Source organism: Cupriavidus sp. UME77 (assembly GCF_014170355.1).
In the GTDB taxonomy this organism is placed as follows: Bacteria; Pseudomonadota; Gammaproteobacteria; order Burkholderiales; family Burkholderiaceae; genus Cupriavidus; species Cupriavidus basilensis.
The window spans coordinates 58,749-80,827 of record NZ_LZZU01000090.1 but is presented as its reverse complement, the minus strand read 5'-3'; the positions used below and the strand labels follow the sequence as shown (position 1 = coordinate 80,827).

At 61.3% G+C, this 22,079-nt stretch carries 19 protein-coding genes and 1 pseudogene; 10 read left to right on the top strand and 10 right to left on the bottom strand.

The features are described 5' to 3' along the window. Positions 1 to 2: 2 nt before the first annotated feature. The 6 genes from A9975_RS34115 (at position 3) to A9975_RS34090 (ending at position 4,856) form a co-directional block, all read left to right on the top strand. Positions 3 to 1,040: a dehydrogenase gene (locus tag A9975_RS34115; RefSeq protein WP_183036593.1), complete on the top strand. Its 1,038-nt coding sequence runs from the start codon at positions 3 to 5 to the stop codon at positions 1,038 to 1,040. Next, a complete protein-coding gene (locus tag A9975_RS34110; protein WP_183036592.1) occupies positions 1,037 to 1,618 on the top strand; it encodes a D-sedoheptulose 7-phosphate isomerase in 582 nt (193 codons plus the stop codon). Before A9975_RS34115 ends, A9975_RS34110 begins: the two co-directional genes overlap by 4 nt. Then, positions 1,615 to 2,325 carry a nucleotidyltransferase family protein gene (locus A9975_RS34105; protein WP_183036591.1) on the top strand — a complete coding sequence of 237 codons (711 nt, stop codon included), beginning with the start codon at positions 1,615 to 1,617 and terminating at the stop codon, positions 2,323 to 2,325. Before A9975_RS34110 ends, A9975_RS34105 begins: the two co-directional genes overlap by 4 nt. Next, positions 2,325 to 2,891, top strand: a complete 567-nt coding sequence (locus A9975_RS34100) for a D-glycero-beta-D-manno-heptose 1,7-bisphosphate 7-phosphatase (RefSeq protein ID WP_183036590.1) — start codon at positions 2,325 to 2,327, stop codon at positions 2,889 to 2,891. Before A9975_RS34105 ends, A9975_RS34100 begins: the two co-directional genes overlap by 1 nt. 166 nt (positions 2,892 to 3,057) lie before the next feature. After that, positions 3,058 to 3,765 carry a glycosyltransferase gene (locus A9975_RS34095; RefSeq protein WP_255504197.1) on the top strand — a complete coding sequence of 236 codons (708 nt, stop codon included), beginning with the start codon at positions 3,058 to 3,060 and terminating at the stop codon, positions 3,763 to 3,765. An 8-nt stretch (positions 3,766 to 3,773) separates the two neighbouring features. Continuing rightward, on the top strand, positions 3,774 to 4,856 hold the full coding sequence (locus A9975_RS34090) for an MraY family glycosyltransferase (protein WP_183036588.1): 1,083 nt from the start codon (positions 3,774 to 3,776) through the stop codon (positions 4,854 to 4,856). Positions 4,857 to 5,245: 389 nt separating this feature from the next. On the opposite strand, the pseudogene A9975_RS34085 reads toward A9975_RS34090, so the two are convergent. Both A9975_RS34085 and A9975_RS34080 read right to left on the bottom strand, forming a co-directional pair. After that, positions 5,246 to 6,506, bottom strand: a pseudogene (locus tag A9975_RS34085) (IS110 family transposase). A gap of 49 nt (positions 6,507 to 6,555) precedes the next feature. Beyond that, positions 6,556 to 7,143 carry a hypothetical protein gene (locus A9975_RS34080; RefSeq protein ID WP_183036587.1) on the bottom strand — a complete coding sequence of 196 codons (588 nt, stop codon included), beginning with the start codon at positions 7,141 to 7,143 and terminating at the stop codon, positions 6,556 to 6,558. Between the two features lie 618 nt (positions 7,144 to 7,761). Here A9975_RS34080 and A9975_RS34075 point away from each other — a divergent pair. The 4 genes from A9975_RS34075 (at position 7,762) to A9975_RS34060 (ending at position 12,003) form a co-directional block, all read left to right on the top strand. Then, positions 7,762 to 8,145, top strand: coding sequence for a GtrA family protein (locus A9975_RS34075; protein WP_183036586.1), 384 nt, complete (start codon positions 7,762 to 7,764; stop codon positions 8,143 to 8,145). Between the two features lie 22 nt (positions 8,146 to 8,167). Continuing rightward, positions 8,168 to 9,220: a glycosyltransferase family 2 protein gene (locus A9975_RS34070; RefSeq protein WP_183036585.1), complete on the top strand. Its 1,053-nt coding sequence runs from the start codon at positions 8,168 to 8,170 to the stop codon at positions 9,218 to 9,220. 257 nt (positions 9,221 to 9,477) lie between these two features. After that, positions 9,478 to 11,562, top strand: a complete 2,085-nt coding sequence (locus tag A9975_RS34065) for a hypothetical protein (RefSeq protein ID WP_183036584.1) — start codon at positions 9,478 to 9,480, stop codon at positions 11,560 to 11,562. A gap of 9 nt (positions 11,563 to 11,571) precedes the next feature. Next, the gene (locus A9975_RS34060) at positions 11,572 to 12,003 is read left to right on the top strand and encodes a hypothetical protein (protein WP_183036583.1); all 432 of its coding nucleotides are present in this window, start codon (positions 11,572 to 11,574) and stop codon (positions 12,001 to 12,003) included. 46 nt (positions 12,004 to 12,049) lie between these two features. Here A9975_RS34060 and A9975_RS34055 read toward each other — a convergent pair whose 3' ends face one another. From A9975_RS34055 to A9975_RS34020, 8 genes are all read right to left on the bottom strand, one after another. Continuing rightward, positions 12,050 to 13,201: an acyltransferase gene (locus tag A9975_RS34055; protein ID WP_183036582.1), complete on the bottom strand. Its 1,152-nt coding sequence runs from the start codon at positions 13,199 to 13,201 to the stop codon at positions 12,050 to 12,052. A gap of 118 nt (positions 13,202 to 13,319) precedes the next feature. Then, positions 13,320 to 15,167, bottom strand: a complete 1,848-nt coding sequence (locus A9975_RS34050; protein ID WP_183036581.1) for a hypothetical protein — start codon at positions 15,165 to 15,167, stop codon at positions 13,320 to 13,322. 104 nt (positions 15,168 to 15,271) lie between these two features. Then, positions 15,272 to 15,664: a GtrA family protein gene (locus tag A9975_RS34045; protein WP_183036580.1), complete on the bottom strand. Its 393-nt coding sequence runs from the start codon at positions 15,662 to 15,664 to the stop codon at positions 15,272 to 15,274. 1 nt (position 15,665) lies between these two features. Then, positions 15,666 to 16,583 carry a class I SAM-dependent methyltransferase gene (locus A9975_RS34040; RefSeq protein ID WP_253928642.1) on the bottom strand — a complete coding sequence of 306 codons (918 nt, stop codon included), beginning with the start codon at positions 16,581 to 16,583 and terminating at the stop codon, positions 15,666 to 15,668. 89 nt (positions 16,584 to 16,672) lie between these two features. Further along, positions 16,673 to 18,628: an NAD-dependent epimerase/dehydratase family protein gene (locus A9975_RS34035; RefSeq protein ID WP_183036579.1), complete on the bottom strand. Its 1,956-nt coding sequence runs from the start codon at positions 18,626 to 18,628 to the stop codon at positions 16,673 to 16,675. Between the two features lie 21 nt (positions 18,629 to 18,649). After that, complete coding sequence (locus tag A9975_RS34030; protein ID WP_183036578.1) at positions 18,650 to 19,561, bottom strand: transketolase; 912 nt, start codon at positions 19,559 to 19,561, stop codon at positions 18,650 to 18,652. Then, a complete protein-coding gene (locus A9975_RS34025) occupies positions 19,558 to 20,343 on the bottom strand; it encodes a transketolase (RefSeq protein ID WP_183036577.1) in 786 nt (261 codons plus the stop codon). Before A9975_RS34025 ends, A9975_RS34030 begins: the two co-directional genes overlap by 4 nt. After that, a complete protein-coding gene (locus A9975_RS34020; RefSeq protein WP_183036576.1) occupies positions 20,340 to 21,824 on the bottom strand; it encodes a hypothetical protein in 1,485 nt (494 codons plus the stop codon). The genes A9975_RS34025 and A9975_RS34020 overlap by 4 nt, the downstream gene beginning before the upstream one ends. Positions 21,825 to 22,079: the final 255 nt, after the last annotated feature.

Below are 22,079 nucleotides of genomic sequence, written 5' to 3'. Positions count from 1 at the left end.
CTATGTCGCAGTTTTCTCTTGTTCGCGCTCGCGCCCCGCTTCGCCTTGGCCTTGCTGGTGGCGGTACCGACGTTTCTCCTTATTCCGACGATTTCGGCGGCTTGGTGCTGAACGTCACGATCGACAAATTCGCCTACGCGACCATTGCGCCGCGAGACGATGCCCAGGTCGAACTGGTCGCCGCCGATAGCAAGCGTTCGTGGACCGGCCCGTGCACGCCAGTACTCCGGCGCGTCGACGGACTCGACCTGCACGTTGGCGTCTACAACCGCATCGTCAGGGACTTCAACCGGGGGCAGCCGATTCCCGTGTCCATCACGACACACTCGGAAGCGCCCCCGGGGTCTGGCCTCGGCTCTTCGTCGACCATGGTCGTCGCCCTGGTCCACGCATTCTGCGAACTGCTGTCCCTGCCGCTGGGCGAGTACGAGATCGCGCACCTGGCCTACCAGATCGAGCGCGTGGACCTCGATATGGCGGGCGGCAAGCAGGACCAGTACGCGGCGGCCTTTGGCGGCCTGAACTTCATGGAGTTCTACGGTGACCGGGTCATCGTGAACCCGCTGCGCATCAAGGCCAATATCAAGGCCGAACTGGAGTCGTCGCTGGTGCTGTTCTACACCGGCGTTTCCCGCGAGTCGGCGAAGATCATCGCCCAGCAGACCGCCCACGTGAAGAGCGGCGAGCAGAAGTCCCTGAACGCGCTGCATGCTGTGAAAGAAGAAGCCGTCCGCATGAAGGAAGCAATCCTCAAGGGAGATTTCGACGGGTTCGCTGACTCGATGCGCACCGGTTGGGCGTCGAAGAAAAAAATGGCGGACAGTATTAGCAACGCCTCCATCGACGAGGTCTACGACGCAGCGATCGCCGCCGGCGCACTGGCCGGCAAGGTTTCCGGGGCAGGCGGCGGCGGCTTCATGATGTTCTTTGTCGATCCTGCCCGCAGGCCAGACGTGATGCGAACCCTGGCAGAATTCAATGGCCAGGTGTTTACTTGTAACTTCACCGAAAGCGGTGCTCAATCCTGGAGAAAGGCGTGAGGGCATTCATTGAACAGGAAATCGACAAGGCGATCGATATCTTCTCGAAGATCAGGGCTGACGAGGCACTGATCTCGCGTGCCGAGCAATGCGCGTTGCGGATCTGCGAGGCGCTCAAGCGAGGCAACAAGGTGCTGCTGGCCGGCAATGGCGGCAGCGCCGCTGATGCCCAGCATATTGCCGGTGAGTTCGTCAGCCGTTTTAACTATGACCGGCCCGGCCTTTGCGCGTTTGCGCTGACCGTGGACTCCTCGGTGATGACCGCCATCGGCAACGACTACGGCTACGACAAGCTCTTTGCCCGCCAGGTACAGGCTGTCGGCGCAAAGGGCGACATCTTCTGGGCCTATTCGACTTCGGGCAAGTCGCCCAACGTGCTGCTGGCCATGGAAGAGGCGTGCAAGGCCGGCTTGCTGGTCATTGGCTTCACCGGCCAGAACGGCTGGGCTAAGCCCGAGCTTTGCGATATCTCCATCGAGATCCCTGCTGCGGCGACCCCCAAGATCCAGGAAGGGCACTTGCTGCTCGGCCATATCATCTGCGGTCTCGTCGAAGCCGCTATCTTCCCGCGCCCATGAAGCCTGCTCTCATCCTTGCCGGTGGACTCGGCACCCGTTTGCGCTCCGTGCTGGGCGACCTGCCCAAGCCGATGGCTGACGTCGCCGGCAAGCCGTTCCTGTGGTGGCTGCTCAAGCAACTCGAGAACCAGGGGCTGCGCGACGCCTATCTCTCGGTTGGCTACCGCCACGAGCAGGTGCGTGCCGGCATGGGCGACACCTTTGGCGAAATGCGGCTGCACTACATTGTCGAGGAAGAGCCGCTCGGCACGGGCGGCGCGATCCTGAAGGCAGTCGCCGAGATTCCCGGCGACGATGTGCTCGTGTTCAACGGAGATACGCTCGCGGTTGTCGACCTGGCGGCCTTTGTCGCCGACGCGGAGGCGACGCGCGCCGACGTGGCGCTGGCGGTGGCGAACGTGTCGGATGCCACGCGCTACGGTACCGTGGAAATCGATGACGCAAGGCGCATCTGCGCCTTCATCGAGAAAGGCCGCAATGGCCCGGGCCTGATCAACGCCGGTGTCTACCACCTACGCAAGGCCGCCCTGGCGGATCGCCCCGGCTTGCCTCAGCGCTTCTCGTTCGAGCAGGACTTCCTCGGTCGCTTTATCGACGAGATCCACCTTTCCGCCCACCCTGGGGTCAGCGATTTCATCGATATCGGCGTGCCCGACGACTACCGGGCGGCCCAGACCAGGGTGCCCGCTCTGATCGCAGGGCGGTAATGGGCGTAGCGGCTTTATTCCTGGACCGGGACGGGGTCATCAATGTGGACACGGGCTATGTGCACCGCCCGGAAGACTGTGTGTTTGTCAGCGGCATTTTTGGGCTGGTCCGGCGCGCCAATGCGGCAGGCATGCTGGTGTTCGTGGTGACCAACCAGGCCGGTATCGGGCGCGGCTACTACGACGAGGCGCAATTCCAGGCGTTCACCGCCTGGATGCTGCAACGCTTCGAGGAGCAGGGTGCCAGGATCGCCGGAGTCTACCATTGCCCGCATCACCCGAGCTCGGGGCTGGGCGACTACCTGCTGGCTTGCAAATGCCGCAAGCCGGCGCCAGGCATGCTGCTAGCCGCGCGGGATGCCTACGGGCTGGATATGGGCCGCTCGGCAATGGTCGGCGATACCGCCAAGGACATGCAGGCCGCAGCTGCGGCCGGAATCGAGCAGCGTTGGTTCTTCCGCCACGAAGGCGGCACAGCATCGCCGGGCGTGGCTGATGTAAGCTGCACGGTTGTCAGGGCCCTGGAGGAAATCGATCCCGCCATCGCACTGGTACGGCAGGCCTGAAGTTCCAAGAGAAACAAAATGGCGCGCGGGCCCTGCTCGCGACCAACAGACGGGAAGTCGCGCAACGCGCAAGGGCACCTTCTGCGCCTGCGCGTTGCGCGCGTACTACTGAATGCAGATCACATTCTCCATCGTCAGCCATGGCCAGTCGGCGCTGCTGCCGCCATTGCTGGAACAACTGCAGGCCCTGTCGGCGACCGTGCCGCTGCAAGTCATTGTGACCGAGAACATCCCGGACAGCCGGCCCGGCCTGCGCGACTGCCCGAGCTGCCCGATCCTGTGGAAGGTGAATGCACTGCCCAAGGGATTTGGCGCCAATCACAATGCGGCGTTCAGTGAATGCAGGACGCCACTGTTCATGGTGCTGAATCCCGATGTGCGCTTTCCGCCAAATGTCGGGCTGGAAGCGTTGGTGGCGCAGATCGCCGCGCATCCCGGCGTGGCTGGCCCGTGTGTCTTGTCGCCGGACGGGCGCGTGGAGGATAGCGCGCGCCGGGTCCCCGGGCTTGTGCGCCTGGCGCTGCGCCGTCTGCGCGGGATTTCCGAGCCAGACTATTCCGTCAGGACGCCGGTGCAGCAGGTCGACTGGATTGCCGGCATGTGCATGCTGTTCGATAGCCCGAGCTTCGCAGCCGTATCCGGCTTCGACGAGCGTTACCACCTGTACTGCGAGGATATCGACATCTGCCTGCGGCTGCACCGTCTGGGGCGCAGCGTCGCATGGGTACAATCTGCCCGAGTGATTCACGATGCGCAGCGGCAAAGCCATCGTGACCGCCGCTATCTCAACTGGCACGTCAAAAGCCTGCTTCGCCTGATGACATCCGCAAGCTATTGGAGCTTCCGGTTTCTTCCCGCGAGCCGGCAATCGTAGAGAACACTATGTTCGATTTCTTCTGGGTACCTCTAATGGTGGCATTGGTCAGCGCGATGGCGACGCTGACCTTGAGGCCGCTGGCGGAGCGGGGCGGCCTGCTTGACAGGCCGGGCGGCCGCAAGCGCCACGACGGCGACGTACCATTGGTGGGTGGCATAGCGATAACTTTCGCGGTCTGGGTGGGCGCCATCATGTTCATGCGCGACCAGGGGCACTACGTTGCCTTGCTGGGCGGCCTGACCGTGCTGGCGATGGTCGGCGTGGTAGACGACCTGAGGGGCATGACGCCGTTGACCAAGCTTGGCTTCCAGATATTCGCCGCCATCTTGATGACGTCTTGGGGCGGCGTGTTCCTGATGTCCCTTGGCGATCTGATGGGCAAGCGCGAGATCGAATTGGCCAACTGGGGCATCCCGCTGACCCTGTTCGCCGTGGTCGCGGTCATCAACGCCATGAACATGATGGATGGACTGGATGGCCTGGCTGGCGGGCTGGCGTTCATCATCTTCGCCTGGCTCGCCTACCTCTCCGGCGAAGTCGGCAGCAACTCGGCGCAGCGCCTGTGCGTGGTGTTGTGCGGTGCGTTGCTGGGCTTCTTGTTCTTCAACATGCCGAATCCGCTACGCGGCCGCAAGCGCGTCTTCCTTGGCGACGCGGGCAGCCTGATGCTGGGCTTCGGCATTGTCTGGTTTGCGGTTGAGCTGTCGCAGCCCGCCTACAACGTCGGCCGCCATGTGCCGCCCGTGCTGATGCTTTGGGTCGCCGGGTTTCTGCTGATAGACCTGCTGGCGGTAGTGACGCGGCGCATGATTTCGGGTCGCAATCCGTTGTCGGCCGACCGCACCCATTTGCACCATGTGCTGATCCGGATGGATTTGTCCCCGGTGCTGGTGGTCTGGATCATCCTTGTCAGCAATGCGTTGCTCGGGCTCGTCGGGGTTGCCGCGTGGAAGGCGGGCATGACCGACAACTGGCTGTTCCTGGGTTTCCTGGTAGTGGCGGTGACGCATCTGACGATCATGCGCAACGCCGCACGGTTCCTGCGGCGTGGCCGCAGGCTGGTGGCGAGGCGCCGGCGGGCCGGTTAGCCGGCTGGCGTGGCTTGGTGAGGGGCAGGTCAATCCTTGCGCGCAAACAGTCGGCTAAGCAGCTGGCGTGCCCCGCCGCTTTGCCTGTGATGCGCAGCCAGTGCGCGGCTGAGCGATTGGGCCCAGCGAGTTCGGTCGAGCATGGTGGCATGCTCGATATAGCAGTGTGCGCTATCCATCTCCAGGTGGAACTTGAGCGGCCCAAAGCCAGAGCTCTTCAGGGCCGCAATGTTCTCCGGCAGTGGGGACTAATGCCATGCGAACAGATCGTCGATCGGGTTTTCGCTGGCACGCGCGGGAGCGAATTCGGCGAGAAAGGCCCAGTCGCGGCCCTGCAAGGGGAGCGGGTTGAAGCCGGAGTTCGCAGGGGGGTGCCCCTATGTGTTTCGTCAAGCGTTAGAGGCGGATTTCGGCTGGTAGAGGGTGCCGTCGCGCAGCATGGCGAACATCACATCACAACGTCTTCTGGCGAGAGCGATGAGCGCCTGATTGTGGCGTTTTCCTTGCTGGACCTTGCGGGCGTAATAGCCCCTTGAGACCGGATCTCGCAATGCGGCAAAGGCTGAGAGGAAGAGCGCTCTCTTGAGTACCTTGTTGCCCCGCCTGGACGGATGTTCGCCGCGGATAGACGAGCCTGAGCGGCGGGTGACCGGCGCGAGACCGGCGTAGGCGGCAAGATGCGCGGCCGAAGCGAAGGCTTTGTGCGCGACTTCAGTGAGGAGTCTGGCGGCGGTCCTGACGCCGACTCCCGGCATGCTGGTCAGGACCGGCCAAAGAGGGTGTGCATGTACCAGGCGTTCGACTTCGCTGGCGACCTCGTCACGCTGTTTGCGTAAGGCGGCGAGCTGCTGGGCCAGACGCGGCATGACGATGGTGGCCGCCTGCGTGCCGGGTACGACCACAGCCTGTTCACCGAGCGCCTGAACGATTTCGGCCGCAAGGCCTTTGCCCATACGCGGGGCGAGCTTGGTCAGGCGGTTGGCGAGCGTCTTCTCGCTGGTCGCGGCAAGCTCAGAGGGCGATGGGTAGCGCTCGAGCAGATCGAGCACGGCCGGATGGTCCAGGCGCGGCCCCAGAACCCTTTCCAGTGCGGGATGGATCTGGGTGAGCAGGCCGCGATGCGGTTACTGGTTTGGGTGATTTGGGCAGCCAGATCGTCGTCGAAGCCGCACAGCATGGTGAGTTCGGCGAGTGGCTCGTCAGCGAGTCGAAGCGAGCGCAACGTATGCGGCATCGATCGCGCGGCCTCGGCGATGATCGCGGCATCGCGGGCGTCGGTCTTGGCTTCGCCCGCGTGCAGATCGGCGATGCGGCGCATGGCCAGACCCGGCAGATAGGCGACCAGGACGTCTTCGTCGCGGGCGACTGCGACCGGCAGCGCGCCAATGGTGGCGGGCTGATCGACGACGAACAGGAGTCGGCCGTGTGCCTTGAGGTCGGTAATGAGGGCGCGCAGTTTGGCCTCATCGTTGGGCAGCGCTTTGTTGTAAAGGCGTTTTCCGGTCCGATCGAGCGCGACAGCGTGATGATGGCCTTTGCCTACATCAACGCCGACGAAGACATCGACGGAGTCGTGTTGTTGGTTTTCTTGCATCGAAGTTTGTGCGGATTGAGCGGATTGGCCGCAACAACGGTGGCAAGTCTCGGCATCCACGTTACGGACGGCCTCAGGATGTTCCGGCCGAGCCCCTATTAGCGATCACCAGCCACCCACCAGACCCGGTGACAACACCCCCCGGATCATGGACGACTGGGGGCAGGAATCATGCCGGGCCTGGCTGGCCAAAGCCCCAATTATCGGGGCATGAAGATAGTAACGGGGCAGACCCTTGATCCCGTACGAGACGATGTGACCCCTTTGCAAAGGGTCGAGATAGCCGGGGTCTTCCCGCCTGACATAGGAGGGCTGTCCGGAGTTGAACAGATAGAGCGCGCCCGGGTTCGACACATCGGCGAAATCTCGGGGCAAGCAGCCCAGGGTGGCTGGGGTCAGGTGCTCAATGACTTCGATGCACACCCCCTGCGTCGAATTTGTCCCCGGCATTTTCCGACAGCAAAGTGGTGTGGTAATTCGGATGGCGCGAACGGTTTTCTTCGCTGGGAGGAAATAATTCGAATCCGTAAAAGTATGGGGTGCGTCGGGCAATAAGAGCGAGAGCGCATCCAGGAGATAGCCGGGCCCGGAACCGATATCGACGAATCTCCTGAGCGGGCGTCTGCAGTAGAAGAAGGTCTCGGCGACGCCCTGGCTAGATGCGCCGCAGTAGTACTCCCCGGCTGCCTGCAATTCGGTTCGCCAGTAGTCTTCATTGTAATTCCGGACCCTGTCTGCCTCGATCCTGGCAAAAATTCAAGGCTTGCAAAAAATGGATTCGCAGGATCCACAGGGGAAGCAATCGATATTCTCGATGGTGAAACAATAAGGGCCGCCGGCAGCCTTGCAAACGGGACAAGTCGGTTCGACTCGAGCTCAATTCATGATGCCTCTCTGCGTTGTGGGAGGGGTCGATATGAGTGGCGGGGAGAGTGCAGCGGTGTCGTTCCAGTCTTGTACCGTCGATATTCACTGTCAAGCAGAGCGTTCCTCATTATGTAACTGATTCTGTCCGGGCTTGCCATGGAGGGAGCGGAGCGGGTAGGGCAGCGAGATTTCCGCCGATGCCGGGGCGACGCTGGATTCGTTGCGTTCTGAAGGCCATCGGGACATCAGATACGTTAGAATCGCGGGTTGCGCTGAGGACGGTGTGGTACTTCCCTTGCGTTGTCAGTCAGCGCCCGCGGGGGTGCCAGGTCGATTTGACTCCGGGGATCTGGCGTGATAGTGACGCCAACGCCGCGAACTTGGCTGTGGGATAAGATGTGTCGCGCGGCTCCGTATTGCGGAGGGCCGCCGTGGGGAGGCGGGATGAGCTTGATAAGGCAGGGGGCTTCGTATGGAGTCATTGGAGGCGTTCAGTTGGGGGTCGACTGGCTCTGCTTCTTTTTGCTGACTTCGTTTGGCGTTGGCGCCGTGAAGGCCAACATTGCCGGCCGGGTGCTGGGAGCGTTGCTTGGGTTCTGGCTGAACGGAAAGAAGACTTTCTCAGCGCAAATCGATAGCGAGTTGGGATTCCGGCATTTTTTCAGATATATCGTGCTGTGGTCGGGCACTGCATTGGCTAGTACCGTGGTTATCGCTTCGGTGGACCGGCTGCAGGGGCTCCAGCTGGCATGGCTGGTAAAACCCTTTGCTGATGGCTTGCTGGCCGTGGCAGGTTTCGTGGTTTCCAGATATTGGATTTATCGCTGAGTTAAGTTAAGAGATTTCCGGCATGAGTGACAGAAATATAAATTTCGCTGGCGATGAATTCGATATAGCCGTCGTCATTCCTTGTTTTAAGGTAAAGAAGTTCATCCTGTCCGTCATTGAACGCATCGATGAACTGGTATCGGCTATCTATGTCGTAGACGATGCGTGTCCCGAGGGGTCCGGGGAGTACGTCAAGGCGCACTGTACCGACCCGCGTGTGACCGTCGTCAAGCACGAAAAGAACAAGGGAGTCGGTGGTGCGGTGATGACCGGCTATCGCGCCGCGATCGCGGATGGCGCCAAGGTGATCGTCAAGATCGATGGCGACGGCCAGATGGATCCGTCGCTGTTGCGCGAGTTCGTGATGCCTATCCTCGGTGGCGAGGCTGACTACACCAAGGGCAACCGCTTTTACGATCTTTCCAATATAAGCCGCATGCCGGCGATGCGCTTGTTCGGCAATGCCGGGCTATCGTTTCTCGCCAAGCTTTCCACCGGGTACTGGAATATCTTCGATCCGACCAATGGCTATACCGCGATCCATGCCGACGTGGCCGCGAAACTGCCGTTCGACAAGATTAGCGAGCGCTATTTCTTCGAGACCGACATCCTGTTCCGCCTTTGCACCTACCGTGCAGTGGTAGTCGATGTGCCGATGGACGCGGTGTACGGCGAAGAAGTCAGCAACCTGAAGATCTCCCGCATACTGGGCGAATTCCTTCGCAAGCATCTCAGGAATTTCGGCAAACGCCTCTTCTACAATTATTTCCTTCGCGATGTTTCGCTGGCTTCGCTGGAACTGGTATTCGGGCTGCTAATCTTCTGCTTCGGCCTGGTATTCGGCATCTACCATTGGCACAACTCGACGGCCGCTGGAACGGCAACGCCCGTGGGTACGCTGATGATCGTTGCGCTGTCGCTGTTGTTCGGCCTGCAGCTGTTGCTGGCGTTCGTCGGATATGACATTGCCAGCGTACCCAGGCGGCCTATTCACCGTTTGTTCACGATACGCCGGGGCCTGCGCAAGCGAGCCGGCGAAGGGGTGGATGCCGCCAGCGCCCCCGCTGGCAAGTAGGACCCGCCCCCGGATTTCATCGATGCCGGCCGCGACATCGCTTTGGTTCTTCGCGGCCGATCTTCGCGGAGGCGGTCGTCCAGATGATGGGACAATCGATCGCACCCCATAGCAATCAGGGCTTTCGCCGGCGCGCAAGTATGACGGCATGCCACTGAGCTGCGGCCTGTTTGGCCTGCCAGACGGCCCGGTCCGGCAACGATCGGCACCGACGATCATTGCCGGACCGGGGCGATATCCATCTTCACTCCTTTGACATGATTTCAGCCGCCCGTCTTCTGTCAGCCAGGCTCTTGCTCTGGCTGGGCCCGATCCTGATAGCCGCAGGATTTGCCACGACCGCCGTGAGAACGGAATGGCAGGGCAACCGCATCGCGGAATTCATCATGATTGCCGGCGTTTTGCTGGCGTGCGCCGTAGCCCTGGCCAAGGCGAAACGCTGCTCAGCCAGCACGGCGCTTGCCGTGATCGCCGCCGTTTTGCTGTGCACGCATGTCGGTTTCGGTCCGGCGGTCGCCATGGTCCTGTTTGGCGGTGCGGCCCTGGGTGTCGGTTCGACTTTTGTGCCGACAATGGGCCGGCGGCGCTGGGCGCTCGCCTTGCTCATCGGCATGGTCGTATTGGGCGGAACCGCGGGCTGGCTGCTGCCTTTCCCGATCCACAAGCCGCTGATCTATGTGATCGCATTGCTGGCGATCTGGCTATTGCGGTATCGCGTGATCGCCCGCGCAGTGCGGGATTCCCTGGTCGGCTGGCGGCTTGCCGTCCGGGGGGCACCCTATGCATCCCTGCTGGCCATCGCCGTGCTGGTTATCGCATCGACCAGCCTGTGGCTGCCAACCGTACAGTATGACGACATGGTGCTGCACCTGTCCCTGACGGACCAGTTGCGCCATCTCGGTTATTACAGGATGGACGCCGCCACCCAGGTCTGGGCAATGACGCCCTGGGTGGCCGACATTGTCCAGGCAATGGTGGCGGTGGTGGCCAACCAGGAAGCACGCGGTGTCGTCAATGCGGTCTGGTTCGGCCTGTCGGCATATTTCCTGTGGGATATCGGGCGCAGCCTCGGCCTGTCCAACAGGTTGCGCTGGGTCTCGGTGGCGGCTTTTGCCAGCCAGCCGCTGGTCTTGCCTCTGCTCGGCAGCATGCAGGCGGAGAGCTCCCTCACCGCCGCCAGTGCCGCGTGCATCGCCGCGGTGCTGCATATCAAGAACGGAACCAGCCGCAACCGTTCGATCGTCGCGGTTGTCCTCCTGTGTGCCACCCTGATGGCGTTCAAGGCAACACAGGTCCTCCTGGTCGGCCCGCTGGTGATCTGGACGCTCTGGGGGCGGCAGGTCGGGCGCGATCTCGCGCTCGTCGCCAGGTGGTTTCCGCTGGTGCTCCTGATTACGGGTTCGAGCTATTTCTATGGTGCGCTCATTACCGGAAACCCGGTGCTTCCGGTATTCAACGATATCTTCCGTTCCCCGTACTACGACCTTGCGCGATTCAACGACATGCGCTGGCACACGGCGATGGGCTTGTCCACGCCATGGGATCTTGCATTCCATAGCGTGCGCTACATGGAGGCCTACGACGGCGCGGCGGGATTCCTGTTTCTGGGGCTGATTGGCGGCACAGTATTGGCGGCATGCTCGCGCAAGGTGTGGCCTGCACTCCTGGTTGTCTTGGCCAGCCTGCTCGCGACCTTTGCGAGTATCCAATACCTGCGGTATATCTTTCCCGCGCTCACTCTTCTGTTGCCCCTCTCGCTGGCGGGTTTCAAACGTTGGGGACTCCGCGACCGGGAACTGGTTGCCGTCGTCGTTGCGATGGTCCTGCTCAACATCTCTTTCATGCCCAGTAGTTCCTATCATTATCGAGAACGCATCATCTGGGACAAGTTCTGGCTGAAGAGCGGAACGAGGCAGCTCGAGCAGAACTTTGCGCCGGAGAAGGCGCTGGCTGATTACCTGCTGGAACAGGGCGGGGCGGATGCAAGCGTCATCCTGACCGACCGCGAGCGTCCTTACATTGCTCCGTTCGCTGGCAGGGCATTTACCACGGCGTGGTACGACCCATCGATGCTGGCGGCGTCCCGCAAGGCGGACGAGGATGCCACCGGCGCGCTCTGGCAGCGCTTGGTGCGGGCGACCGGCGTAAGCCATGTCGTCACCGGACCTGGCTCGAGCAAGGCGGTCCTGGCGGCGATCGAAAGTCTGCACGCCGTGCCTGTCGTGACCCTTCGCGAAGTGACCATGTGGGCGATTCCTGGCCGTGGGCCGGACGCGGCACCGACGCTGCTCAATGTGCGCGGCGCCGCGCGCTATCAAATCTGGCCGTTTCACGGACAATAGGAGCACGTCATGAAGAAGTTCGCTTTCATCACGTCGATTGCCGTCCTGCTGGCTGGGGGAATGATGGCCGCGAAGTATCATGCGCCAGGGCCCGATCCATTGCCTGGGATATCGCTATTGCAGGCGGCGGTGGGGGCACCGGCGGTGCCCGGTGTCGCGTTCGATATCCGGCTGCTTCCCGGGGCGGATTGCACCGCCTTGCAGAATGGCGCCATAGCCGAGGCGCAATGGCATGTCGGCGAGGCGGGGCCGCGCGAGGTCGAGTTGTGGATTCAAAAGCCGGACGGCAAACCCCAGTTATGGGAGAGTGGCGGGCGGGAAGGGCGTAAGCTGACCGGTCCCTGGGTCCGGGACGGGCTCTTGTTCGTACTGGTGGAGAGCCACAGCCACAGGCTGCTGGCGGCAAGAAGCATCGATAAGGATCGCTGCCCGGTGCGCTGATGTGGTCTGTGGTGGCAGGCAAGTGTGCGGCCGGCGGCCGGCGCCGCTACAGAGCGGCGGGGTTGCGCTTGCCGCCAGAAGCGGCGGATAGGGATGTGGCCAGCCGCCTGGCGAGGCGGATCGACGGCTTCTCGACGATATGCCACGAAAGGGCCGCCGCAATGATGGTCAGGGGAATGGAGATCGCAAGGCCCACCAGGTTGTCCATCTCCGGCGCGTACGCTGCCACGATCTGCTGGATGGGGAACGCCCAGAGATACACCCCGTACGAGTAGTCGTTCACGAGGCGGATGCGCCGCAGCATTCTGTCGCCGGAAAGGCACAGGAGAACATAGACGAAGGCCAGGTAGAACAGCGGGGCGGCAAGCGCCGAGTGCCGTCCCGCGATATAGGCGATCGCCAGGGCGATCCCGACCGGCCAGCTGACGATCACGCGATCGCGGACAGCATACAGCAGCATGCCGGCCATAAAGAACGGCGGAGCATAAAACGAATACCCCGTCGGCTTGTTGACAATGCTGCGGAGCAATTCGTAATTTGAGGTATGGCTGGCCAGGTAGGCAATGCCCGCGCCGATAACGGCCAGCAGTGCCACAAGCCTCAACCGTGACGAATAGGCCGACATAAGCCCGGCGGCAATGACCATCAGGTAGCACATCAGTTCAAGCGGTAAAGTCCAGAGGGACCCGTTTACTACCCCCTTGATTGCATTGTGTTCAAAGATGTGAGGGAGCGTCCACTGGATCCCCCAGAACAGTCCGACGTTCATGAAGAAATACTCCTTTGCCTCCCCGCTTAGCAGTGCGTTGGCCATGCCGCCTGTGGACAGGATCGGGTACAGCACGAAGGTCGTCAGGAAAACACAGGCAATCAGTGCCGGATAAATGCGAGCAAGCCGGAGCGGGACGAAACGCCCCAGGGAACGTTGGCGCTGGTAGCTGGCGGATACCAGCATCCCGCTGATCACGAAGAAGGTGTAGACGGCGAGACTGCCCGAGTATTCCAGGCCCGTGTGCGTGAGGATGGGTTCCGTGCGGCCATGCGCCGGCTGCAGCCAGAAGGAATGGCCAAACATCACGGCCAGGGCCGCGCATAGCCTCAACAGGTCGAAGTTGTTTCCGTCCCTTTCCAGAATGGATGAGAGCCTCGTGCCGCGGAGCAGGCCATGCCAGCCTGGGGAAGTCTTTAAGTCTTGCATAATATGGTCTTGGTTGGTTGCCGCAGGATCTATCTCTAACTCAGCGACGCCCTGGCCACGCTCGCATAGCCAGGGCAATGCCCGATCCCCGGGGCCGCCTGCCTAGTGAGAGGCCGGCTCAGGATTTATCGTCTCGCCGCAATGTTTCCAATGCCTGGTTGAAAGCGGGGTTTGGCGACGCACCGGCGTTTGCCACCGCTGCCGCGTATGCGCTGCGCGCTTCGCCGAAGCGTCCAAGTGCCTCGAGCGCCTTGCCCAGGTAATAGTGGCTGTATGGATTCCCAGGAATCAATTCGGCGCTGCGCCGCAGGCATAATTCAGCGCGGTCCGGCGCATTGTAGGAGAGAAACGAGGTCCCGCATTTGAGAAAGCGGAATCCCGTCGCATCCCCAGCATCCCCAGCATCGGCGGCTTGCGGCGCTGACGCGAACTCGAGGAGATCCGGGTACTTCACCAGATCCTGCCCGCTGATCCCGAAATCGGGCACGCCCGCAAGTCGGCTCTGCTGGTCGAGCGTACGGGCGACGCTTCCATCCGAGCGGAACAGCCATGCACGGTCGGCGTGCATACCCTCCAGCTGATCCGGATTTATCCAGCTCACAATCCCTCGCGCGGCATTGATCCCTTCGATGGCCGACACGGACGCGCCGCCTGACGGCAACTTCTCCGGATAGCGCATCACATAGAAGTGCACGCCGGCGGGTGGATGCATGGACAGGATGGCTTGCCAGTGGTCATAGGGACTGAATGGCCCGTTCAGGCCGGAGACGACGACGGAAGACTGCCCAGGAGGAAGCTCTGCGATCAGGCCCTGGAGCGCGGTCACAAGGCGCTTCTGCCGGAGCTGGTTGTCCACGGTCCATCTCTCTTTGGCGTACGTGCCGGCGAATCCGGCCGGGCTGCAGATGGCGACGGCGACGATGGCCGAAACGAGGAGCTTGAAGCCGGGGGCGCCTCGTTGGAAGACCGCCGCCAGGAGGATCACTGGGGCATAGAGCAGGTATGCGCCGTTCCACGCATAGGCGGAGTGATGGTGATTGGGTAGCACGGAGTTGGGCAGCCACGCCAGCGTGCCCGAGACGGCGACTGCCAAGGCTGTCATGGCAACGGCGCTCGCGCCGCCAAAGACCAGCACAATACTCGCGAGGGTCAGGACGATGACGCCCGCGCTGGCAAGCGACACGCCCTCAACGGCGTACTGTGCCCACTGCGAAAGCACCGACCAGGGACTGAGCACGATCTGGTAAGGCGAGCCGGCGAAGTCCGCGCCGCCGGTGAAGGGGGAGCCGTTGATCCGGTTGATCGCGAAGGCCAGCACGAATGCCGCGAGCACGATGGCCAGCGGTGAGAGCGCTGCCCGCGCGCCCGACTTCTTGTGATACAGAAGCCATGCAAGTGCGAGCATCGCTGCCGACGCCGCATAGGTTTCTTTCACGAGAAAGCCCATCAGCGCGACCAGGAACACCTGCCAGGGGGCGTGACCCCGGAGCATGAGACTCGTTGCCAGCAGCAGGAACAGAAACGACATCTGCGAAAACATGTCCCAGGTCGAGAATTCGTACTGGTATGGGTGCGATGCCAGCAAATAGGCGAAGCTCGCCACGGCGGCAAAGAGTACCGGCCCGACCGGAAGCCGGAATGCCCGACGCATCATCATTGCGATGCCGACATAGTTCGCAACGACGACGCCGAATGAGGCGATGACGGATCCGTGGATGCCCAGCCGGCCGAATAGCGAAAACAGCAGCAGTGCCAGCGGCCTGGGCTGGGTCAGGATCTGCAGGACGCCGCCTTCGTTGTAAGCGAGCGCTTGGGCGATGTAGTAGTCGGAATGATGCGGCCAGAAGGGGTCGTAGAAGCCTGGAAATACATAGACGAGCACCAGGGCATGCACGACCAGGAAAATCGCCGCGAGAGCGATAGCTTCAAGTATGGCGTGGCGTAGAGCGCTTCTTTCTTGTTGCATGTCGCACTTACTAGTCGAGGTGTCATCCGTCCGTGGCGGCGTTGCCGCCATTCAATCGCCGGCGGCAGCCTGCTCAGGCCGCCGCGGCATGTGGTCCCCGCATTTCACGGATCGGTTCTCTTGTTAAAAACGAAACGGGACATCAATAGGAACGAAATGCACGACAGCGGGGGCGTCAGCAAGGCCTGGCTGGCGATGGGCCCACCGACCAGCGGAATGAGCTGATGGGCCAAACCGAGATTCAGTAGGTAAAGCCCAAGGTAAGAGAGTACGAAACGGGGAAAGCGCTTGCGCGAAAGGTCGTCAAAGACCAGCCCGCCTGTGGTCAGGAAGTTAAAGGCAATGCCCGCCGCATTGCCGGCGATGAGCGCAGCCCAGGGAGGGAATTTCAGGAGGATGCATGCCGAGTAAGCGCAAAAGCCAAACAGCGAGTTCAACACGCCCACCGCGATAAAGCGCGGGAATCGCCCCAGCCGGTTGAAATGAAATCCTGGCACGTCAGCGGATGGGCTTGAAGCCGATTGCGGCAGTGTTGCCGACGTTGACGGAGAGCTTCAGTCCATCGATGCCAAACGCGCCCAGCAGCGAACCCGCCATCTTCTTGAGGCCAGGGCTCAGGGGTGCAAGGCGCGTCCAATATCGCAAGGCATACTTGTTGGCGAAGGGGTGGACTGCCACGTCCACATAACCTGTCGAACTGAACAGCGCCCCGATGCTGCGCTGGGAGAATAGCTGCATATGTTCGATGTCTATGATCGGGGAGCGCTTGCCCATCAGCCTGTTGATCGGGCTGCGGTAGTCGTGCGTGACGGTGACGAAGGCGCCGCCAGGACGGAGGAGGTTCATGACCGAGTTGGCAATTTCCTTCGGTTCCCTGACATGCTCAAGCGTCATGAAGCAGCAGATCAGGTCGAACGATTCCGGTGCATAGTCGCTCTCCCTGAAGATGCCTTCCCGGATCCAGGGGCGCCGGTATTCTGGTGCCGCGGCGATGGCTGCCGACGACGGCTCGATGCCCACCACGTTCTCGCATCCGAACGATTTGAGCGTGTCGAGAAATACGCCGGTACCTGTTCCTATTTCGAGCGCGTCTTTGATCCGGCGCCCCTTCATGACTGGGCCGACAATGCCGGCATAGGCGAGAGCGGCATCGGCGGCTTCCTCGCTGCTGTCGTACTCCGCCGCGTGATACACCTCCGCCAGTGCATTCTGCGATGGCGGGCGATCTACATAGACGAGGTCACACCGAGGGCATTGCACCATCTGATAGCACAGGTACTCGGGCGCCTTGCGGGATGCAAAGCTGAACTCGTTCAGCTTGGAGGTGTCGATGTGCTCCTCGAAGTACATCTTCGCGGCTTCAGGGCTATTGCCACAGACCGGGCAAGGCCTCTGGTGACGGTTTTCCAGTTGCATATAAGTCTTCTATGCGCGGCGGGCGAATTTGCCGCCACGCGTGGCCGTTTCGGATGGGAGGGATTGCACTGTCGCAGCACGGGCTGGCGTCACGGCCTTGCCGTCTGCTCTGAAACCTTCCCGTTGCGTATTAGTGCTGCGCGTATCAGGCGCGGCCTTCCCTTGACCTCAAGCATGATCTTCCCGATGTATTCGCCCACCAGGCCGATCCCGAACAGATTCAGGGAGCCGAATATCAGGATGGCGATCAGCATGGTCGTGACACCGCGCGGTGCGATGTCGGGGAAAGCGATGCGGAGGACCCCGATGACAAAGGCCGCGAGGATCGACAGCGTCAGCAACAGCAGGCCAGCCGAGGTCAGCATGGTGAGTGGAACGTTGCTGAACGAGAAGATCCCCTTCTTTGCCCAGTCGATATTCTTGGTGAAGGAATTGGTCGTATGCCCGAACATGCGCTCTGGCCGGACATAGTCGACGCCGGTCTGGCGAAAGCCGACGTAAGCGCGCAGCCCGCGCATGAAAAGATCCCGCTCCTCGCAGGCCAGCAGCCAGTGAACAACCTTGCGGTCGATCAGGGAGAAGTCGCCCGCATCAAGAGGAATCTTGACATAGCTGAACGCAGCAAAGACACGGTAGAAAGCCTTGTACAGCAGGCCCCAATGCCATGGCATCTCGCGCTGGATGCGCCGGCCATACACCACGTCGAAGCCCTTCTCCCACTGGGCATAGAATGCCTCGATGATCTCGGGCGGGTCCTGCAGGTCGCCGTCGAGCAGCACCACGGCATCCTTGGACGCCAACTCCATGCCGCTGCGGAAGGCCATTTGCGATCCAAAGTTCCTGGAATGCGAAATGCCGATGACGCGCGGGTCGTTCTTCGAGATGTCGCGTATCACCTCTTCGGAGTTGTCCGGGCTGCAGTCATTGACAAAGATGATCTCGTAGTCAATCTCCAGCTTATGGAAGGTCTCCGTGAGCCGACGATACATGACCGGGATCGCCGGCTCATCCTTATAGCACGCGATGATGGCAGTCACACTGCGCCGGCGGTTGCGCACGGACAGCTTGGAGCGCTCTGCAAGATCAGCCGGGCTGAGCGTCTGCACCCACTGGGCGGTCGCAAGCAGGCCGTCGCGCAACTCAATGCCGGCCTTCCAGCCGAGTTGAACCTCGGCTTTTTCTGCGTTTGCGTACCAGTCGGCGAGGTCCCAGGCGCGGCCTTCCATCGAGCCGAACTCTGGCGTCTTTTCCACCTTGAACAATTCGCGCGTCAGCGTGGCCAGTTCGCGAATGGTCGTCTTTTTCCCCGAGCCGATGTTGTAGCTTTCGCCATACAGCGACGGATTCATGCGGATGGCAGCACTGATGAACGCCGCGCACACATCGTCGACGTGGACGAAGTCCCGGGAGGTTTCCGGGGAGACAAAGGGGGGAAGGTCACCCGACAGCGCCTTGCGCAGCAGGTTGGGAATCAGGCGCGAGCCGTCCTCCAGCGGTCCGTAGACGGAATACAGGCGCAGGTTGACACATGGGAAGTTATGCTGCTTGCCCATGTACCGCAGGTACTCCGCGACGGCGGCTTTCGATACCGCATAGTGGCTGTTGGGTTCCGCCGCTGCGTCTTCGCGGGGGGCAGCGCTGTTGTTCCCGTACTCCGACGAACTTCCCGCATGCACATATGCAGAGATCCCCTGCCTGGCCAGGAGGCTCACCAGGCTGACAATGGAGTTGAAGTTGGTTTGATAGATCAGGTTGGGATCTTGCTCGAACGAGTACGCTCCATACGCGACGCAGTCCATGACCGTCTGCGGCGCGATCGTATCGATCAGGTGCTTGACGGCCGCAGGGTCGTTGACATCGGTACGCAGCAGGTTGCTGTCGGGTACATCCGACAGCCGCCAGAAATTCCCGCCGCGAACGACGGCATAGACATCGCGGCGTACTGCGAAAATCTTCCTGAAGAGATTTGCACCGACAAAACCGGCGGCGCCGGTGATGACAACGGGGCCGCGCAGCGCACGGATTTCCGAACTTAGATCAAGCATTGGTATCTATATCTTTCGCAATCAGGCGAGATTCAAAGTCGAAAGCAGGCTGTGCGCATCGAGCCCGGACGCCTTGCGCAAATAGGTTTGCGAACCGTAGCGAGCGTAGTGATGGGACTTCGCGCAGAGATGCGCCACGCGGGCCGCGACGCCGTTCTTCATCAGGTGCAGAGCAAACTCAGACGCGAAGCTTCCCTGGGCAACGTGTTCCTCGGCGATGCAGAGGACGCCAGTGCGGGCGATCTGGGCCATCAGTTCCCGGGGAGCGGGGTTCTGGGCGAGGGGCAGTTCGCTGATTGCCCACAGGGCCGGGCGCACGTTCTCGGGCAGTGCGGCAAGCGCCTCGATATAGGTGCCTGCCAGGGGGCCCACTGCCACCACCGGCATACCCGTTCCCGCCACGAGTTGGCGCCAGGGAGCATATGGCGGTACCGCGTATCCCTTGGGCGCCTCGCCGCGGCCAAGGCGCAAGTAGGCGGCAAAGGAAGAGCCGCCGGCGCGTGTCACCACCGCCGGGACATCCTCATCGAATACCGGCGTGAAGGCCATCATATTGGGGAGGGTCAGCAGGATGCCATAGTCCTCGATGGCGTGGTGGGTCGGCCCCATCACGCCATATCCGTAGCCGCCGCCGTTGCCGATCAGCCGCACCGGCAGCTTGTGGAAGCAGATGTCGTTGCGGATCTGCTCGAACGGGCGCGCATAGCAGAACGGGGCGATGCTGTAGGCCCACGCATCCAGGCCCTGGCGGGCCAGGGCGGCCGCTACCGAGATCATGTTCTGTTCGGCAACCCCGGCATTGATGAAGCGCTCGCCCATGGCCGATTGCAAGGGCTCCAGGGCCATAAAGCCGAGGTCCCCGGTCAGGAAGACCATCTTCGAGTCCTTGGCCACAGCCCTGGCGACCAGAGCATCACACAATTGCTTTCTCATGGCTTGGTCAGCTCCTCGATCGCTTTCTTATAGTGGTCTTCGGTGAGGGGGAGGTAATGCCATTCCATGCGGTTTTCCATGAAGGAAACACCCTTTCCCTTGGTAGTTTCCAGAAAAATGAAATGCGGTCGGCCGGGCCGCTTGTCCAACGCCTGGCGCATCAGGTCGAGGTCGTGGCCGGGGATCACATCGAGTTCGACATCGAAGCCGCGCAGCTTTTCCCATAGCGGCGCCATCGACGCCACATGCGTGGTCGTGCCGAATCCCTGCAACTGGTTATGGTCGACCACGACGGTAAGGTTCGATAGTTGCTGGTGGCGCGCGAAGATCAGGGCTTCCCAAGTGGAGCCTTCCTGCCATTCGCCATCGGACGTCAGGCAGAAGACCCGCCCGTCCGTCTTGCCCAGCCGGAGCGCGAGCGCTGTGCCGGCCGCGAGCGACAGGCCGTGGCCGAGACTGCCGGTCGCGAACATGATGTCCTTGATGCCCTTGGCAGGGGGGTGGCCTGCCAGCAGGGTGTCGTCCTTGTGGAAGGTGCTCAGCGCTTCTTCGGGCAGCTTGCCCGCGCTCCACAGGGCGACATAGAGCGCGCCCGCGGAATGACCCTTCGAGAGGATGAAATGATCGTCCTCGCCGACGTATTCCTTGAACAGGAGAGCCAGTGCGTCGATGGCAGACAGATTTCCGCCGGCGTGACCCACGCCGCTCTCATAATGCATGCGAACTAGCCGCCGACGGATCTCCAGGAGGAGATGGGGATCCAGTTTTTTCTCTTGAATCATGAGTGCCCTTGAATAGCTTTTTCTGCTTGCTTTTGCATGGATTTGAAGCCCACGCCCGGCATATAGTTGAATACGTATGCTGAAGGATGGATGGCTGCCAGCTTTTCAAATGCTTGCGGATCCTGTTCGCAATAGACCTGGCGAGGAACTCCTTCATAGAGTTCAAAAAAACGCCCCTCGATAAAAGTCCATTTGCAATGATCCGTTGAAGCCAGCAATAGCAATGGCGCTCCCTTGGGGGCGGCTTTACTATCGACAATATCGCGTTTAGCCAGCGTTGCCGCGGCCGACGAACTCATCATGTAGATATTCTGAAAGTACCTTTGCATATAGGTGTCGATGCCAAACAGGCACAGGCAGGCAATGACGCTCGCAATTGTCGGCAGCAAGACGCGGGAATTCACGGTGCCGCAGGCCCAGGCAAAGCCAAGCAGGAAAAGACAGAATGGCGCATATAACCATCGCTGTTCCATCCGGATGGTCAGGGCCGGTGGCACCAGAATAAGGATAAGCAAGCCAAGCAGGAAGACCAGGATATAGATACGGTCGGGCTCGTTCGTCCTGGTGGCGGACGCTGCCCATATCACGGTCCGTATCCAGAGGCCGAGCACCAACGCCGAGGCCGCCAGGACACCGCCGTCCATGTTGTTGCCGGCCATAAATCCGGAGATTACGTCGTGGCCAGCCAGAAAGTCGGGGCCATGGTTTATGCCGATGATGGAAAGCAAAGCTTGCAGGAAACGGTCAATGCTGGCCCCGATATTCAGGCTCAGGTGGGTCGAACCGGTACCGACAAAGAATGAGCTATCGAGCAGGCTGGTCTTGACAAGGAAATTGAAGGCGGGCGTGAGCAGGCTCAATGCGGCCGGAACAAACGTTGCGGCCCGCCGGCCTGGCTGCTTCAGTGCAAGGACAAAGAGGACAGCCGCAAGCCATGGGGACGCCGCCAGATAGCGCTCGTGGGTGTACATGGCGAAAATCAGCGCGCCCAGCGCCATCCATTGCCAGCGGCTGCGTTCAGGTTGCCGCAACGCCTGCACGATCGCCAGCAGCATGAGGAGGAAGAAGGTGAGCGCTACCGATTCCACTGGTCCGGTGCCTTGTGTTACCTGGTACAAGGCGAAGCGGGAACTGGCAAAGACCAGCGTCAGGAAGAGGCTTGCAGTCCTGTTTCTGTTCGATAGGGCGAGCGCAAGAAAATAGAAAATTGTTGCGTTCAGGGTATGCACCACGCCATTGAAGATCAGGAAGGCGCGAAGATCCTCATTGAAGATTCTTGCCAGTGCGAACCAGATGGTGACGAAAACCGGACGGTATTTCTCGTAAAAAACCCCGGCTAATGCTTGCATCCAGCTGTGCGCAAAATCCCCGCCCGGGCGAGTGGCGAGTAAGTTGTAGAGATCGTCGCCATAGAAGGCGGACGGCAGCCACGGCGCAAACCGCAGATAAGTCACGCCGACAATGACCAGCACGAGGAACATTCCGGAGTGCGCAACCGTTTTTCTCCTCCTCGATTTTGTGATCGAGAAGGCCGGAGCGAAAGGAAGGCTTTCCGGGCATGGCATTTGTGTTCTGTTCCTGTTCTTGGGAGCGGAAATCGGGGATACGTCCGAGCCGGGACGTCGGGTAGCCCGCAGAATGCCGCGAGGGGGGAATTATGTCACACGCCAATCGCCATTCCGCCGATTCCGGCGGCCGTGGTTTGCGGCGTTCCGGTCAACTTGGGGCGCATGAGG

Excerpts from the sequence above, each read along its gene's own strand:
- A9975_RS34115 (WP_183036593.1), top strand. The coding sequence starts at position 3 with ATGTCGCAGTTTTCTCTTGTTCGCGCTCGCGCCCCGCTTCGCCTTGGC.
- A9975_RS34105 (WP_183036591.1), top strand. The coding sequence starts at position 1,615 with ATGAAGCCTGCTCTCATCCTTGCCGGTGGACTCGGCACCCGTTTGCGC.
- A9975_RS34100 (WP_183036590.1), top strand. The coding sequence starts at position 2,325 with ATGGGCGTAGCGGCTTTATTCCTGGACCGGGACGGGGTCATCAATGTG.
- A9975_RS34090 (WP_183036588.1), top strand. The coding sequence starts at position 3,774 with ATGTTCGATTTCTTCTGGGTACCTCTAATGGTGGCATTGGTCAGCGCG.
- A9975_RS34075 (WP_183036586.1), top strand. The coding sequence starts at position 7,762 with ATGAGCTTGATAAGGCAGGGGGCTTCGTATGGAGTCATTGGAGGCGTT.
- A9975_RS34070 (WP_183036585.1), top strand. The coding sequence starts at position 8,168 with ATGAGTGACAGAAATATAAATTTCGCTGGCGATGAATTCGATATAGCC.
- A9975_RS34065 (WP_183036584.1), top strand. The coding sequence starts at position 9,478 with ATGATTTCAGCCGCCCGTCTTCTGTCAGCCAGGCTCTTGCTCTGGCTG.
- A9975_RS34060 (WP_183036583.1), top strand. The coding sequence starts at position 11,572 with ATGAAGAAGTTCGCTTTCATCACGTCGATTGCCGTCCTGCTGGCTGGG.
- A9975_RS34055 (WP_183036582.1), bottom strand. The coding sequence starts at position 13,201 with ATGCAAGACTTAAAGACTTCCCCAGGCTGGCATGGCCTGCTCCGCGGC.
- A9975_RS34050 (WP_183036581.1), bottom strand. The coding sequence starts at position 15,167 with ATGCAACAAGAAAGAAGCGCTCTACGCCACGCCATACTTGAAGCTATC.
- A9975_RS34040 (WP_253928642.1), bottom strand. The coding sequence starts at position 16,583 with ATGCAACTGGAAAACCGTCACCAGAGGCCTTGCCCGGTCTGTGGCAAT.
- A9975_RS34035 (WP_183036579.1), bottom strand. The coding sequence starts at position 18,628 with ATGCTTGATCTAAGTTCGGAAATCCGTGCGCTGCGCGGCCCCGTTGTC.
- A9975_RS34030 (WP_183036578.1), bottom strand. The coding sequence starts at position 19,561 with ATGAGAAAGCAATTGTGTGATGCTCTGGTCGCCAGGGCTGTGGCCAAG.
- A9975_RS34025 (WP_183036577.1), bottom strand. The coding sequence starts at position 20,343 with ATGATTCAAGAGAAAAAACTGGATCCCCATCTCCTCCTGGAGATCCGT.
- A9975_RS34020 (WP_183036576.1), bottom strand. The coding sequence starts at position 21,824 with ATGTTCCTCGTGCTGGTCATTGTCGGCGTGACTTATCTGCGGTTTGCG.